This is a genomic window from uncultured Rhodospira sp., assembly GCF_937138205.1.
In the GTDB taxonomy this organism is placed as follows: domain Bacteria; phylum Pseudomonadota; class Alphaproteobacteria; order Rhodospirillales; family Rhodospirillaceae; genus Rhodospira.
Genome location: NZ_CAKZOT010000059.1, coordinates 43,182 through 59,203 on the forward strand (window position 1 = coordinate 43,182; position 16,022 = coordinate 59,203).

The window sequence follows — 16,022 nt, forward strand, 5'->3', positions numbered from 1 at the left end:
GTCGACCATGGACGTCCTCCCCCTGCCGCGCGGTCGCCGGCGTCGTGTCATGATGGTGGCCGCCGCCCTTGCCGTCCCCCTGGACGCGGCCGAAGCGCAAACCGACGCCAATGCGGCCTTCGCCTGGCTTGACCGGTTCTATGCCGGCGGGCCGTTCTGTTCGACGGCCGTGGTGAAGCGGGTCGAACGCGCGCCACCATCCGTCATCGTCCACCTGGACATCGATCCGCGCTGGGCCGCCGATCTGGCGCGCATGGAGGCCGGTTTGCGCGACGGCTGGTTCGCGCTGCATTGTCCTTATGTGCTGGAGCCGGTGTGGTCCCTGCTGCCGCCAGAGGGGGACGTGATCATTCACGGGGCGGGGCCGGACCTGGGCGTGGTCCGGCATTCGTGCCGCCGGTCGTTGGGCCGGTGAATCCCGTGTTGGACCACTGCCCTCACATGGCCCGATCCGAGGGGTCGGCATCGGGCGGCGCGGGCCTGGGCGGCGGCGGGACGGCCGTCGCGTCCATCCGTTCGCCGACCGGGTCCAGCGTTTCGAGCACCGCCAACTCGTCGCCGATCGGGGGGTCGACTGGGTCCGATGGTGGGGTGGTGCCGGTGGCAACGTCGGGTCCCGGGATCCGCTGCCGTTTCGGCGCGTGACCGAAGTAGGTGCGGTAGCACTTGGTGAAATGCGACGCCGAGGTGAAGCCGCTGGCCACCGCCACCTGCAGCACGGTCATGGACGTCTGCGCCAGCAGGGCGCGCGCCCGCCACAGGCGCAGGTTCAGGTAATAGCGGGACGGCGAGGTGGACAGGTGCTTGCGGAACAGCCGTTCGAGCTGGCGTTCCGAGACACCGATGTCGCGGGCCAGGTCCTCGACCGGGATCGGGGCTTCCAGGTGCGCCTCCATGCGGGCGATGGCCGCCAGAACCTTGGGATCGCTGACCCCGGTTCGTTCGCGCAACGCCAGCCGCTGGGGATCGTCGGGCCGGCGCACGCCGGTATGAATCATCGATTCGGCGGCCTGAACGGCCAGGGCGTCACCATGCTCATCGCGAATCAGGGCGATCACCATGTCCAGCGCCGCCGTGCCGCCGGCACAGGTGAACCGGTCGCGGTCGATCTCGAACAGCGTGGCGGTGATGTTCAGCGCGGGGTATTCCTCGGCGAAGCTCTCCATGTTCTCCCAGTGGATGGTGCAGCGGTATCCGTCCAGCAGCCCGGCCCGCGCCAGGACCAGGGCGCCGGTGCACAGGCCGCCCACCGGAATCCCCTGGCGGGCAAGGCCGCGCAGCCAGCGGTTCACCTCGGGACTGCGAAACCCCTCGATGCCCAACCCGGAGCAGACGGCGACGGCATCGGGCCGGCGGGGCAGGGCGCCCATGCGCCCGTCCGGCAGGACGTGAATGCCGTTGCTGGCGATCGCCGGGCCGCCGTCGAGGGTGACAAGTTCCCACGTGTACAGGGAGCGCCCGGCCCACCGGTTGGCCGCGCGCAGGGGCTCCACGGTGGACGTAAACGCCAGCATGGAAAAGTTCGGCAACAGGAGGACCTGAAACAGGCGCGGACGCGTGTCGGTGCTTGGTTTGAACATGCCCGCCTCCCAAAAACGCGGACCTTCACCCTGCTATAAATGCGCGAACCGCCAGCGGTCGTAAACGGGAAACATGACCAGGGCCGAAATGATAATAGGTGAAGATAATTAGGTGAAGTCGGAGCCGGCCGGTTCAAGGGGTCGCGCCGCTCTGCGCCGCCGCGCGCAGGGCCTGCGGCGTGGCGCCGAACGCGGCCTTGACGTGGCGCGAGAAGTGCGAGGCATCGGCGAAGCCGCACTCCTGGGCGATGTCGGTGACGCTGCGGTGGGTGTGGGTCACCAGCCAGTGCCCGTGGCGCAGGCGCAAGGACCGGGCGTAGGCGGATGGCGTGGTCGCCAGGTCCTCGCGGAACAGCCGTTCGAGCTGGCGCCGCGACAGGCCGACCCGGCGCGCCAACTCTTCGGCGCGCGGCGGCGTGGCGAGCGTGTGGTCGAGGATGCGCAAGGCCCGCCGCAGCCGGGGGTCCAGGACCGGGTGTTCCCCGGGTGGAACGTCCATTGGCTGCGGCGTGTCGGCTGGCCGGGCGCCGTCGCTGACCAGGATGTGCAACGCCTTGCGCGCCGTCGCCGTGCCCAGGTGCCGGTCCACCAGCCAGGCGGCGACGTCCACCGCGCCGGTTCCTCCCGCGCAGGTGATGCGCGGTCCGTCCACCACGAACAAGCGGTCGGCCACCGGGGTCACCTCGGGGAAGGCGGTGATCAGGTCGTGGTAGTGGTACCAGGACACGCAGCATTCCCGATCGCGCATCAGGCCGGCATGGATCAGCGTGAACACGGCCGTACACAGCCCGACCAGTGGAACGCCGGCGGCCGCCGCCTCGCGCAGCCAACCGATCACCCCCGGATCGTGCACCGGCCCCTGGTGGATCAGGCCGCCGACGACGACGATGTAGTCGAACCCCTGGGGCGCCTGCAAACCGGTATCCGGCACGATCCGTGTGCCGCAACTGGCGCGCACCGGCCGGCCGTCGGCGGTCATGATGGTCCAGCGCGAGGCGATCTGGCGGCTGCGGTCGCCTTCGTCGGCGGCAAGACGCAGCACATCGACGAACCCGGCGAACGGCAACAGCGTGAAATCCCTGAGCAGCAGGAACCCGACCTTCAGGCGGGCGGTGCTGGGCGATGCTCCGGTCATGGTGCGGCGCGGCCCCCGGCTTGTGCGGTTGCGTCATGGACATGGGGCGTGACGGGTCCCGGAACCGCCCTGTCGCGGACCCTCCAGTGCGTTGTTTTACAAGCGTCCCCGGGCGCCCGCGCGGAGTCAATGCCGGACCGTTTCCGATGTCGCAAATCTACCAGGACCGCGTCACCTCCGTTCTAGTCATGTCGCATGGGTTCACGTTTTGCTGAGCCATGCTCCGGGGTGTCCGGAGGCGGGTGCCGCAGGGAGGTCGACGTGGCGCGGTATTCGGTCTGGTCGCTGGCGCGCAACGCGCTGTCGTATCACAGGGACTGGCCGCGCCAGTGGCGCAGCCCCGAGCTTGGGTCGGCCTATGACGTGGTCATCGTCGGCGGCGGCGGGCACGGTCTGGCGACGGCCTATTATCTCGCCAAGGAGCACGGCGTCACCAACGTTGCGGTGCTGGAAAAGGGCTGGCTGGGCGGCGGCAACACCGGGCGCAACACGACCATCGTCCGGTCCAATTACCTGTGGGACGAAAGCGCCGCCATCTACGAACTGGCGCTGAAGCTCTGGGAAGGGCTGTCCCGCGACCTGAACTACAACGTCATGCTCAGCCAGCGCGGCGTGCTGAACCTCGCCCACAGCCTGGGCGACGTGCGCGCCGGCCGCCGCCGCGCCGAGGCCAACCGCCTGAACGGCGTCGACTCGGAATGGCTGGACACGGCCGGGGTCGCCCGGGTCTGCCCCATCCTGAACACGTCGACGTCGCTGCGCTATCCCGTCATGGGCTCGACGTGGCAGCCCAGGGGCGGCACCGCGCGCCACGACGCGGTGGCCTGGGGCTATGCGCGCGCCGCCGACGCGCGCGGCGTGGATATCATCCAGAATTGCGAGGTGACCGGCATTCGCCGCGACTCCGGGGGCGCGGTCGCCGGCGTCGAGACCACGCGCGGGTTGATCGGCACGAAGAAGGTGGCGCTCGCCGCCGCCGGCCATACCTCGGTGCTGGCGGCCATGGCCGATGTGCGTCTGCCGATCCAGTCGCACCCGCTACAGGCGCTGGTGTCGGAGCCGATCAAGCCGGTGCTGGACCAGGTGGTCATGTCCGGCGCCATCCACGTCTACGTCAGCCAGTCCGACAAGGGCGAACTGGTCATCGGTGCTGGCATCGACAGCTACAATTCCTACGCCCAGCGCGGCAGCTTCCATGTGCTGGAACACCAGATGGCCTCGATCGTCGAACTGTTCCCCATCTTCGCCCGCCTGCGGATGATGCGCACCTGGGCCGGCATCGTCGATACCTGCCCGGATGCCTCGCCGATCGTCAGCAAGACCCCGGTGCCCGGCCTGTACATCAACGGCGGCTGGGGCACCGGCGGGTTCAAGTCGACGCCGGGCTCCGGGGTCGTGTTCGCCCACACCATCGCCAAGGACGCGCCGCATCCGATCAACGCGCCGTTCTCGCTCGACCGCTTCACCACGGGGGCGCTGATCGACGAGCACGGCGCTGCCGCCGTGGCGCATTGAGATCCAGGTCAGGAGGGTCTGCCCCATGCTGCTGATCGAATGCCCCTGGTGCGGGCCGCGCGAGGAACCGGAGTTCCATTACGGCGGGCAGGCGCACGTGGCGCGGCCGGCCGATCCGGCGGCATTGAGCGACGCCGAATGGGCCGAATACGTCTTCATGCGCGACAACACCAAGGGACCGTTCGCCGAGCGGTGGTGCCATTCCGCCGGCTGCCGGCGCTGGTTCAACGTGCTGCGCGACACGGTGAGTCACCGCGTGCTGGCGGTCTACCGCATGGGCGAGGCGCCGCCGGAGGGGCCGCGATGAGTGACGACCGCACGCAGGACTGCCGTCTGCCGGAGGGCGGGCTGATCGACCGGTCCCGGCGCATTCGCTTTCGCTTCAACGGCGCGTGGATGGACGGCCATCCCGGCGACACCCTGGCCAGCGCCCTGTTGGCGAACGGCGTGCACCTGGTCGGGCGGTCGATGAAATACCACCGCCCGCGCGGCATCATGGCGGCGGGGGCCGAGGACCCGGGCGGGCTGGTCCAGCGGGGCTTGCACGACGAGCCGGCGCGCACCGATCCCGACTGGCGCGCCACCCAGACCGCGCTGGTGGACGGACTGGAGGCGTATACGGTGGGCGCCTGGCCGTCGCTCGACCGCGACGCGGGCGCGGTGTTGGGGCTGGCCTCCCGCGTCATGGGGGCGGGGTTCTACTACAAGATCATGCACGGCTCGCGATGGATGTGGGAGCACGTGCACGAACCCCTGATCCGCAAGGCCGCCGGGTTCGGGGTCTGCCCCGATCAGCCCGACCCCGACGTCTACGACCATCGCCACGTGCATTGCGAGGTGCTGGTGGTGGGGGGCGGCCCGGCCGGACTGGCGGCGGCGGGGGCGGCGGCGCGCTCCGGCGCGCGGGTGATCCTGGCCGAACAGGACGAGCGCCTGGGCGGCAGCCTGCTCGGCCGGCGGCGCGCCATCGACGGGCAGGGCGGGGTGGACTGGGCGGCAGCCATGGAGGCGCGTCTGCGGGCCTCCCCGGACGTGCGCCTGCTGCCGCGCACCACCGTGTTCGGCTATCACGACAATAACTATCTCGTGGCGCTGGAGCGGGTCACCGATCACCTGGGCCTGGGGCCGGCGCCCCCGGGACGGCCGCGCCAGCGCCTGTGGCACATCCGGGCCAAGCGGGTGGTGCTGGCCACCGGCGCCCACGAACGACCGCTGGTGTTCGGCGACAACGACCGGCCGGGGATCATGCTGGCCGGAGCGGCGCAAACGTACCTGCACCGCTGGGCGGTGCTGCCGGGGCGGGATGTGGTGCTGTTCACCACCAACGACCGCGCCTATGAGGCGGCGTTGGACCTGCACGCGGCCGGCGCCCGCATTCATGCGATCGTTGACTCGCGCGAGGCGCCCGGCGCCGCGCTGCCCGCCGCCGCGCGGGCCGCCGGGATTCGGGTGATGACCGGATACGTGGTCGGCGGGACGAGCGGCGTGCGCCACGTCACCGGCGCCAGCGTCATGAAACTGGGCGCCGACGGGCGCGCTTCGCCGCACGCGTTGGACACGCTGCCGTGCGACCTGCTGCTGGTGTCGGGCGGGCTGTCGCCCGTCGTGCATCTGTTCAGCCAGTCCGGCGGCAAACTGCGCTACGACGACGGACGCGCGGCGTTCGTTCCCGACCGGTCGGTGCAGGCGTTGGCCAATGCCGGCGCGTGCAACGGCACCTTCGATCTGGCCGGTTGTCTTGCGGAAGGCGCGGCGGCGGGGGCCGAGGCGACGCGGCTGGCTGGGTCCGATCCCGGGGCGCCCCGCACCGCGTTTTCTGTCGACGAGCCGGCCGCCGCCGCCATCAAACCGCTGTGGCGGGTGCGTCCCGCACTCGTCCAGGATCACGCCTGGGGTCAGCCCTTCGTCGATTTCCAGAACGACACCACCGCCCACGACATCCGCCAGGCGGTGCGCGAAGGCTTCGAGAGCGTCGAGCACGTCAAGCGCTATACCCTGACCGGCTTCGGCACCGACCAGGGCAAGACCGCCAACATCAACGCCATCGGCATCCAGGCCGAGGCGCTGGGCCGGCCCATCCCCGAGGTGGGAACCACGACCTTCCGCCCGCCCTATACGCCCGTGACCTTCGCCGCCATGGCCGGACGCGACCGGGGCGAGCGCCTGGACCCGGCGCGCCTGACCGCCATCCACGACCGGCACGTCGCCCTGGGCGCGGCCTTCGAGGACGTCGGGCAATGGAAGCGCCCCTGGTACTACCCACGGCCCGGCGAGACGATGCACCAGGCCGTGGCACGGGAATGCCGCGCCGCGCGCGAGGCCGTGGGCGTGCTGGACGCCTCCACCCTTGGCAAGATCGACATCCAGGGACCGGACGCCGCCGAATTCCTGAACCGGGTCTACACCAACGCCTGGAGCAAGCTTGAAGTGGGCCGGGTGCGCTATGGCGTCATGTGCCGCGAGGACGGCATGGTGTTCGACGACGGCACCACGGCGCGGATCGACGACACCCGTTACCTGATGACCACCACCACCGGCAACGCGGCGGCGGTGCTGGATCACCTGGAGGAGTACCTGCAGACCGAATGGCCGGATCTGCGGGTGCGCCTGACCTCGGTAACCGAGCAGTGGGCGACGGTGAGCATCGCCGGGCCGAAGGCCGGGAGTCTCATGGCCCGGCTGGCGTCGGGTCAGGACCTGTCCCCGGCCGCCTTCGCCTTCATGAGCTGGCGCCCGGCCACCGTCGCCGGCCTGAACGCCCGCGTGTTCCGCATCAGCTTCACCGGCGAACTGCAATACGAGATCAACGTGCCCTGGCACCAGGGCGGGGCGCTGTGGGACGCGGTGATGCGTGCCGGCACCGGGCTGGGGGTCACCCCCTACGGGACCGAGACCATGCACGTCCTGCGCGCTGAGAAGGGGTTCATCATTGTGGGCCAGGAGACGGACGGCACGCAGACCCCCATCGACCTGGGCATGGACTGGATCGTCTCGAAGAAGAAGCCGGATTTCATCGGCAAGCGCTCGTTCACCCGGTCCGACACGGCGCGCGCCGACCGCCGGCACCTCGTCGGCCTGTTGCCGAAAGACAAACGGCAGGTGTTCCCGGAAGGCAGCCAGATCGTCGAGACGGGCGCCACGCGTGGCACGAAGCCCGTGCCCATGCTGGGGTACGTGTCCTCGGCCTACTGGAGTCCGGCGCTGGACAGCGGGTTCGCGCTGGCGCTGGTGGCCGGCGGGCGAGGGCGGTTCGGCGATACGGTCGCGGTCGCGTTGCCGTCCGGCGAGCAGCCGGCGGTGATCTGTGATCCCGTGATGCTCGACAAGGAGGGGGCGCGCCGCGATGGACACGCCGCTTGAGATGGGGCCGGGCGGCCCCGGTGGACGCTGGGAAAACCCGGTGTTCGCGCTGGAGTTGGACATGGCGGCGGCGAGCGGGCCGCTGGTGGCCCTGTCCGCCGCGCCGCCGCGCGCCGCGATCAATCTGCGCGCCACCGAAGGCCTGCTGCCGGAGATCGAGCGGACCTACGGCGTACGCCCGCCGACCGTGCCGAACACCTGGACGGCCAGCGCCGACGGGGCGCGCCTCGCGCTCTGGCTGGGGCCGGACGAATGGCTGCTGGCCGCGCCGGACGGCGCCGCGTCGGGTGTGGAGGCCGCCATCCGCGACGCCCGCGCCAACGACGGCTGGCTGGGGGTGTGCGACGTCTCGCACAACTATACAACGCTGGTGTTGCGCGGCCCGCGCGCGCGCCTGGTGCTGTCCAAGGGCTGCGCGCTGGACCTGCATCCACGCGGCCCGCTGCAATCGGGAACCTGCGCGCAGACCACGATGGCGCGGACGCGGGTGCTGCTGCGGATCACCGAGGAGGCCGACACCATCGAACTGTGGGTGCGCAATTCCTTCGCCCGGTACATGGCGGCGTGGCTGCTGGACGCCATGGCCGGCATCGCGCACGAACCGAGGGATTTCTGAGGAGACACGGCCAGGGGCGCCGCACCAGGGAGGCAACCATGAAAAGTCAAGCGCGCGTTGTGGTCATCGGTGGCGGTGTCGTCGGCGTCTCCACCCTCTATCACCTGGCCGCCAAGGGCTGGTCCGATGTCGTCCTCGTGGAGCGCAAGGAACTCACGTCGGGCTCGACGTGGCACGCCGCCGGACTGCTGCCCCTGTTCAACATGAGCTACTCGGTCGGCCAGATTCACAAATACTCGGTGGCCTTCTACCAGCGCCTGCAGGAGGAGACGGGCCAGGACGTCGGTTTCCGCCGGGTCTCCAACATCCGCCTTGCCCAGACCCGCGACCGCATGGACGAGTATCACCAGTACGCCGGCGTGGCCGAGACCATCGGCGTCGAGGTCAGGTTCATCACCCCCGAGCACGTCAAGGAGATCTGGCCCCTGTGCAACACCGAGGGCCTGATCGGCGCCATCCAGCACCCGGCGGACGGCTACATCCAGCCCGCCGATCTGACGCAGGCGCTGGCCAAGGGCGCGCGGGCGCGTGGCGCCGAGATCAACCGCAATGTGACCGTCACCGGCATCACCCAGAAATCGAACGGCGAATGGGTGGTGCAGACCGACAAGGGCGACATCACCTGCGAGCATGTCGTTTCCTGCACCGGCAACTTCGCCCGCGCCACCGGCCGCATGGTGGGGCTCGACGTCCCCGTCATTCCGGTCGAGCACCAGTTCATCGTCACCGAGCCGCACCCGGAGATCGTCGCCCGCCGCAAGAGCGGCTTGCCGGAGATGGGTGTGCTGCGCGACTCGGATAACGCCTGGTACATGCGGGAGGAAAACGGCGGCCTGCTGCTCGGTCCCTATGAGAAGGGGGCGCCGTGCTGCTACGCCGACGATCCGCATCCGAACACGGAATGGGAGCTGTTCCAGGGCGACCTGGAGCGCCTGGAACCGCACATCGAGGGTGCCATTTTCCGCGTGCCGGCCTTCGGCGAGGTGGGCGTCAAGGAGGTCTATAACGGTGCCATCGCCTACACGCCGGACGGCAATCCGATCATCGGCCCGGCCTGGGGTCTGCGCAACTTCTGGCTCAGCGAGGGCCACAGCTTCGGCATCACGGCGGCCGGCGGCGCCGGCTGGCAACTGGCCGAATGGATCGTCGAGGGCGAGCCGACCATCGACATGCTGGGCGTCGATCCGCGCCGCTTCGGCGACTACGCCACCAAGGGCTACCTGCGGGCCAAGAACGAGGAAGCCTACGCCAACGTCTTCACCATTCACTACCCGGACGAGGAACGCCCGGCCGGGCGGCCGCTGCGCACCGCGCCGTGCTACGAGCGGATGCGCGATCTGGGCGCCGTGTTCGGCCAGAAGTTCGGCTGGGAGCGGCCCAACTGGTTCGCCCCCCCGGGCACGCCCCAGTACGACCACTGGTCGTTCCGCCGCTCGCAGTGGTTCGCGGCGGTCGGGGTCGAGGCCCGCACCGTGACCGAGACCGTCGGCCTGCTGGACATGACGGCGTTCGCCAAGGCGCGTATCTCGGGGCCGGGGGCCGAGGCGTTCCTGGACCGGCTGGTGGCCAACAGGCTGCCCAAGAAGATCGGCCGGGTCGGATTGTGCCATGCCCTGACGCCGCGCGGCGGCGTGCATTCGGAATTCACCATCCAGCGCGAGGGTGAAAACCAGTTCTATCTGGTCTCGGCCGGCGCGTGGCAGCGGCTGGACCATGACTGGCTGCGCAAGCACATGCCGGACGACGGCTCGGTGCAAATGCAGGACCTGACCGGCGCCATGGGCGTGCTGGTGCTGGCCGGGCCGAACGCCCGCACGCTGCTCGAACGGGTCAGCGAGGCGGACTTCTCGAACAAGGCCTTCCCCTGGCTGTCGGGCCAGGAGGTGGTGATTGGCATGGCCCCGGTGAAAGCGTTGCGCGTCAACTTCGTCGGCGAGCTGGGCTGGGAACTGCACCACCCCATCGAATACCAGACCCATATCTTCGACGTGTTGATGGCCGCTGGGGCGGATCTGGGGATCAAGCCGTTCGGCATCCGCGCCATGGACAGCCTGCGCCTCGAAAAGTCCTACCGCATGGTGGGCACGGAAATGTCGATCGAGTACGCGGCCTATGAAAGCGCGCTGGACCGGTTCATCCACCCCGACAAGGGCGACTTCATCGGCCGCGACGGCCTGTTGCGCTGGCGCGACGCCGGGTTCCGCAACCGGTTCGTGACGCTCCAGGTGCACGACGTGACCGACGCCGACGCCCTGGGCAACAACCCCATCTATGACGGCGAGACCCTGGTCGGGCGGGCGACCGGCGGCAACTACGGCTTCCGCGTCGGCATGTCATTGGCGTTGGCCATGGTGCGGCCCGAGGTGGCGGGAGAGGGGACCGACCTGTCCATGGACATCCTGGGCACCCGGCATCGCGTGACCGTGATCCCGGAAAGCCCCTACGATCCCGACAACCTGCGTCTGCGAGGGGTGGCGCCGGCCTGAGGGCACGGGCCGACTCCGGGGGGCCGTCACCGCCTCCGAAAAGGCCGACGTGGTCGGTCGGACACGCGCTTAGGGCGGGGGATCGTTCCTCGGGTGTGGGCGTCTAGTCCCTGAAGGCAAACCATTTTTATGTTGCGGTTGCGAAGAGAGCGGAATTTTCAATCCGCATGGCGGAACCGGGATACTCAATGTCGGTTTTGAGCGATTGCAACCGCTCCGGGGCTGGCAGGGTTTGTGTGTCAAGCCCACGCCCACCGCAGCGGAGCCCGCGTCATGGATACACCGCTTTCCCCCGAGACCGCCGTCGCCCTCGACGCCGCGCTGTCCACCGCCGGCCTGGACCGGACCACCCGCCAGTGCCCGACGGTCGACCAGTCCGACCGGGTCGTGCCCATCAACCTGCGCCAGAGCGGCCCGACGCCGGTGCAGATGCTGATCTCCACCCGCGTGCGCAAGTCGCCGTACTGGCACCTCGCCCACAAGGCAGGCTGCTGGCGGGCCACCGTCTACAACCGGATGTACCACCCGCGCGGCTATGTCCGGCCGGAGGACGGCGGGGCGATGGTCGAGTACGACGCCCTGGTCAACCACGTGACCATGTGGAACGTGGCGGTCGAGCGGCAGATCCAGGTCAAGGGGCCGGACGCCGAGGCGTTCGTGAACTACGTCGTCACCCGCGACGTCACCCGCATCAGGCCGATGAACGGCAAGTATGTGATCCTCTGCAACGAGGACGGCGGCATTTTGAATGATCCGGTGCTGCTGCGCGTGGCCGAGGACGAGTTCTGGTTCTCGCTGTCCGACAGCGACCTGGAGATGTGGCTGCGCGGTGTGAACCTCGGTCTGAAAATGGATGTGACGATCCGCGAGATCGACGTCGCCCCGGTGCAGATCCAGGGACCCAAGTCCCTGGCGCTGATGGAGGACCTGGTCGGCCCGGCGATCCGCGACGTGCCGTACTACGGGCTGCTGGCGGCCCGGGTGGGCGGCCGTGACGTGATCATCTCGCGGTCCGGGTTCTCGGGCGAGGCGGGCTATGAGATCTACCTGCGCGACGCCACCCTGTACGCCGACGACATGTGGAATGCCGTGCTGGAGGCGGGCGAGAAGCACAACCTGATGGTCATCGCCCCCGCGCACCACCGGCGCATCGCCGCCGGTATTCTCTCGTGGGGCCAGGACCTGGACCAGGAGACGCTGCCGTTCCAGTGCAACCTGGGCTATCAGGTGCCGCGCAAGAAGACCGCCGATTACATCGGCAAGGCCCGCCTGGAACAGGTACGCGCGGAACTGGAGGCCGGCGGCGAGCCGTACAGGATGCAACTTGTCGGCATGGCCCTGGGCGGCAAGCCGATCACCGACTACGCACCGGACTTCTGGCTCATCTCGGGCGAGGACGGGGGCGCGCCGATCGGCTATGTCACCTCGCCGTGGTCCTCGCCGGAACTGGGCACCAACATCGCCATGGGCTATGTGCCCTATGGGATGCGCCACGAAGGCACGCGCCTGACGGTGTGGCTGCCGGACCAGTACGCCGAGCAGCCGGGCGAGCCGGTCAACGCGCAGATCGTGCCGATGCCGTTCCGCGCCTCGGCCAACCCCAGCGCGCGCGAACTGGCCCGGGCACAGGGCCGCGACGCGGCGTATTGATCCCGTCGGTCCGGACCCGGTCGGAATGGCCCGTCGGGTCCGGACGTTTCCCGTCTTGACGGCTTGGAACCGCCCGCGCGGCGGAAGGGGACGTTCATGCCCTACGATAGCCATCACCACCGCGCGCCGGCCGGCTTTTCCATCGAGATCACGCCCGCCGCCGCCCGCAAGGTGCCCACGTTCACCGGCCTGCTGCCGGCGGGCACGGCCGTCTATGTGACAAATCTGCCGGGGACCGACGCGGCCGAGGCCACGGCCCTGTGCCGCCGTTTGCGCGACGAGGGGATGCGTCCCGTGCCGCATCTGGCGGCGCGCGGCCTGACGAGTCGCGCCGACCTGGCCGCTTGGCTGGACCGGGCGGTGGGCGAGGGCGGGGCGCGCGAGATCCTGCTGATCGCCGGCTCGGGCGAGCGTGCGGCCGGGCCGTTCCGGGACACGCTGGCGGTTCTGGACACTGGCCTGCTGGAGATGGCGGGCCTGCGCGGGTTCGGGGTCGCCGGCCATCCCGAGGGGCATCCGAACGCCAAGCCGGTGGTGCTGCTCGACGCCTTGCGGCGCAAGCAGGCGTTCGCCGCCGCCCATGGACTCGATGCCTGGATCGTCACCCAGTTCACGTTCAGCGCCGCGCCCGTGCGGCGCTGGGCGGCGCATATGGCCGACGCTGGCGTCACGCTGCCGATCCGCGTCGGGCTGCCGGGGCCGGCCAAGCCCGCCACCCTGATCAATTACGCGCGTCAGTGCGGGGTCGGCGCGTCACTGCGCGTCCTGACGCGGCGGCCGGACGTGATGGCCGGGCTGGTGCGGGCCTGGACCCCCGACGGGATCGTCGCCGACTTGACGCGTCAGGGTCAGTGGGCCGGACGCGGAGGCTTTGCCGGCCTGCACCTGTTCCCGTTCGGCGGCTTCGCCAAGACCGCCGCCTGGGCTGTGACGGCCATGGACACGCCGGGGGCTATCGGGTCAAACGCGGGCGGCGAGGTCGTGGGCTTGACGTGATCCGCGCCGGCTCGCCGGCCGCGTTCGAGGGCACCGCGCCGGACCACTCTCCGGCGCGGTGTTCTGTTGAGGTCGAGCGCCGTCAGCCCGAGGCCGTGTCGGTGCCCGGCGGCGTCTCCAGGATCTTTTTCAGCATGGCGTAGCCGGTCTCCAGGTCCGTTGCCTCGGTCTTTTCCTGGGCCAGGAACGCCTCGATCATCGGGTAGTAGTGGATGGCCGCGTCCACTTCCGGGTTCGAGCCGATGCGATAGGCGCCCAGGCGGATCAACTCGGCCATGTCCTCGTAGGTGGTGATGATCCTGCGCGCCGTGTTGACGAGTTGGGTCTGCTCTTCGGTGTTGCAGGCCGGCATCGTCCGCGACACCGACCGCAGCACGTTGATCGCCGGATAGCGGTTGCGCTCGGCGATGGCCCGGTCGAGCACGACGTGACCGTCAAGGATGCCGCGCACGGCGTCGGAGATCGGCTCGTTGTGGTCGTCACCCTCCACCAGCACGGTGAACAGGCCGGTGATGGAGCCGGTGCCCGGCACGCCCGGCCCTGCGCGTTCCAACAGGCGCGGCAGTTCGGCGAACACGGTGGGGGTGTAGCCCTTGCTGGCCGGCGGTTCTCCGGCGGACAGGCTGATCTCGCGCTGCGCCATGGCGAAGCGGGTGACCGAGTCCATCAGGCACAGCACCTGCTTGCCCTGGTCGCGGAAGTACTCGGCGGCCGTCAGCGTGGCGTAGGCCGCCTGGCGGCGCATCAGCGGGCTTTCGTCGGAGGTCGCCAGCACCACCACGCTGCGCTTCAGGCCGGCTTCGCCCAGGTCGTCCTCGATGAACTCGCGCGCCTCGCGGCCGCGTTCGCCCACCAGGCCGATCACCACGATCTCGGCCTTGGAGTGGCGGATCAGCATGGACAGGATGGTGGACTTGCCGACGCCGGAGCCGGCGAAGATGCCCAGACGTTGCCCCTGACAGCACGTCAGGAACGTGTTCAGCGCCCGCACGCCCAGGTCCAGCTTGCCGCCCACGCGCTGGCGCTGATGGGCCGGCGGCGGCTGCGCGCGCACGGGGTAGGACCGTTCGCCCAGCAGCATCGGCCCCTTGTCGTCCACCGGTTCCCCGAAGGCATTGATGACCCGGCCCAACCACGCGTCCGACGGGCGCAGCATGGGGGCAGTTTCCGTCAGTTCCGCCCGGCACCCCAGGCCGACTCCGTCCAGGCCTCCATAGGGCAGCAACAATGCATGGCCGGCGCGAAAGCCGACCACCTCGCAAGGCACGGAGCGCCCGTCGCGGGCGATGATGCGACAGCGGTCGCCGACGGACAGGCTGGCCTGCACGCCGCCGATCTCGATCACCAGGCCGCGCACGCTGGCCACGCGGCCGAACAGGCGCTCGGTGGGCAAACGCTCGATTTCACCAACCAACGTCTGGATCAGGCCGCTCATACCCATGCGCCTCGCGCCTCGCTGCCAAGTCTGGAAATGTCACAGGGTGTTTCTCATGTACAGGTTGGGACCCCAGGGCAATCGGGTGAAGGGGCATCTCATCGCCGAGATGGACCTCCGGGTGAGAGGCTCGCACAAAACCCGTCATTGCGAGCCGGCGTCTCTGGACGCCGGCGAAGCAATCCAGGGCTTGTTCATGACGTATACGCCCTGGATTGCTTCGTCACTTCGTTCCTCGCAATGACGGATTGCGTGTTTTTGGCGGCAGATGAACCACTCATGCGGATTTTTCGCTCCCACAGGCGTCGTTCACCCGATTGCCCTGCTGGGACACGCGTCACGTTGACGCCCACCCGTGCGGTGTGATAATGATTAAGAAAAGTTAAAGCACTCTCAACAGGTCTGTCGCGCGGGGACTTGCGTAGGGTTGGAGGTCGGCAAACTGTGACGCTTCGTCGGTGTGCAGGGGGTACACCGTCATCCTGGGGCGGGGGGATTGCCTGAACTGCGAAGGGACCACGCCCGATGCGGGTGCTGATTATCGAAGACGACGCCGCCACGGCGGACGGACTGGCGCTGATTCTGCGACGCGAAGGCTGGGTCGCGGACAAGACCGACCTCGGCGAGGACGGTCTTGAGATCGGCAAGCTCTACGAATACGACATCATCCTGCTCGACCTGATGCTGCCGGACATGGACGGTTTGGACGTCATTCGCGGGCTGCGCGCGGCCCGCGTCGAGACGCCCGTGCTGATCCTCTCCGGCATCGACGAGTCCTCGCGCAAGGTCAAGGGGCTCGGCATCGGCGCCGACGACTACCTGACCAAGCCGTTCGACCGGGGCGAACTGCTGGCCCGGATCCAGGCCATTGTGCGCCGGGCACGGGGTCATTCCCAGCCGGTGGTGCAGGTCGGGCGCCTGTCGGTCAACCTGGGGACCCGGACCGCCGAGATCGACGAGCAGCCCTTGCACCTGACCGGCAAGGAATACGGCATCCTGGAACTGCTGGCCATGCGCCGGGGCAGCACGCTGACCAAGGAGCAGTTCCTCAACCACCTGTACGGTGGCATGGACGAGCCGGAACTGAAGATCATCGACGTCTTTATCTGCAAGCTGCGCAAGAAGATCGCCAAGGCCACCGGGTCGGAAACCTATGTGGAAACGGTGTGGGGGCGCGGTTACCGCCTGTGCGAGCCGGCCGAGGCGGCCGCGAAAACGGCCTGACGGGGCGTTGGCGCACAGACCACGG

General features: G+C 69.3%; 12 protein-coding genes. 9 read left to right on the forward strand and 3 right to left on the reverse strand.

All coding sequences use genetic code 11. The features are described 5' to 3' along the window. The first annotated feature begins 7 nt into the window (after positions 1 to 7). The gene (locus Q0309_RS08470; protein WP_299439509.1) at positions 8 to 415 is read left to right on the forward strand and encodes a hypothetical protein; all 408 of its coding nucleotides are present in this window, start codon (positions 8 to 10) and stop codon (positions 413 to 415) included. A gap of 22 nt (positions 416 to 437) precedes the next feature. Here Q0309_RS08470 and Q0309_RS08475 read toward each other — a convergent pair whose 3' ends face one another. Next, positions 438 to 1,580 carry a GlxA family transcriptional regulator gene (locus tag Q0309_RS08475; protein WP_299439511.1) on the reverse strand — a complete coding sequence of 381 codons (1,143 nt, stop codon included), beginning with the start codon at positions 1,578 to 1,580 and terminating at the stop codon, positions 438 to 440. Positions 1,581 to 1,713: 133 nt separating this feature from the next. Continuing rightward, on the reverse strand, positions 1,714 to 2,715 hold the full coding sequence (locus Q0309_RS08480; RefSeq protein WP_299439513.1) for a GlxA family transcriptional regulator: 1,002 nt from the start codon (positions 2,713 to 2,715) through the stop codon (positions 1,714 to 1,716). Between the two features lie 261 nt (positions 2,716 to 2,976). Between Q0309_RS08480 and Q0309_RS08485 the strand changes: the two genes are divergently transcribed. The 7 genes from Q0309_RS08485 to Q0309_RS08515 all read left to right on the forward strand — a co-directional run bounded on the left by Q0309_RS08485 (position 2,977) and on the right by Q0309_RS08515 (position 13,338). Further along, positions 2,977 to 4,230: a sarcosine oxidase subunit beta family protein gene (locus tag Q0309_RS08485; protein WP_299439515.1), complete on the forward strand. Its 1,254-nt coding sequence runs from the start codon at positions 2,977 to 2,979 to the stop codon at positions 4,228 to 4,230. Between the two features lie 25 nt (positions 4,231 to 4,255). Next, complete coding sequence (locus tag Q0309_RS08490; protein ID WP_299439517.1) at positions 4,256 to 4,537, forward strand: sarcosine oxidase subunit delta; 282 nt, start codon at positions 4,256 to 4,258, stop codon at positions 4,535 to 4,537. Then, positions 4,534 to 7,590 carry a sarcosine oxidase subunit alpha family protein gene (locus Q0309_RS08495; protein WP_299439519.1) on the forward strand — a complete coding sequence of 1,019 codons (3,057 nt, stop codon included), beginning with the start codon at positions 4,534 to 4,536 and terminating at the stop codon, positions 7,588 to 7,590. Before Q0309_RS08490 ends, Q0309_RS08495 begins: the two co-directional genes overlap by 4 nt. Beyond that, a complete protein-coding gene (locus Q0309_RS08500; RefSeq protein WP_299439521.1) occupies positions 7,574 to 8,206 on the forward strand; it encodes a sarcosine oxidase subunit gamma in 633 nt (210 codons plus the stop codon). The genes Q0309_RS08495 and Q0309_RS08500 overlap by 17 nt, the downstream gene beginning before the upstream one ends. A gap of 38 nt (positions 8,207 to 8,244) precedes the next feature. Further along, positions 8,245 to 10,692, forward strand: coding sequence for an FAD-dependent oxidoreductase (locus tag Q0309_RS08505; RefSeq protein ID WP_299439523.1), 2,448 nt, complete (start codon positions 8,245 to 8,247; stop codon positions 10,690 to 10,692). 273 nt (positions 10,693 to 10,965) lie between these two features. Then, the gene (locus Q0309_RS08510; protein WP_299439525.1) at positions 10,966 to 12,342 is read left to right on the forward strand and encodes a glycine cleavage T C-terminal barrel domain-containing protein; all 1,377 of its coding nucleotides are present in this window, start codon (positions 10,966 to 10,968) and stop codon (positions 12,340 to 12,342) included. Between the two features lie 96 nt (positions 12,343 to 12,438). Next, on the forward strand, positions 12,439 to 13,338 hold the full coding sequence (locus Q0309_RS08515; RefSeq protein ID WP_299439527.1) for a methylenetetrahydrofolate reductase: 900 nt from the start codon (positions 12,439 to 12,441) through the stop codon (positions 13,336 to 13,338). An 82-nt stretch (positions 13,339 to 13,420) separates the two neighbouring features. On the opposite strand, the gene fliI is transcribed toward Q0309_RS08515, so the two are convergent. After that, positions 13,421 to 14,773, reverse strand: a complete 1,353-nt coding sequence (gene fliI, locus Q0309_RS08520; protein WP_299439529.1) for a flagellar protein export ATPase FliI — start codon at positions 14,771 to 14,773, stop codon at positions 13,421 to 13,423. 525 nt (positions 14,774 to 15,298) lie between these two features. Here fliI and ctrA point away from each other — a divergent pair. Beyond that, entirely contained in the window at positions 15,299 to 15,997 is a 699-nt protein-coding gene (ctrA, locus tag Q0309_RS08525) for a response regulator transcription factor CtrA (protein WP_299439531.1), read from the forward strand. Positions 15,998 to 16,022 lie beyond the last annotated feature (25 nt).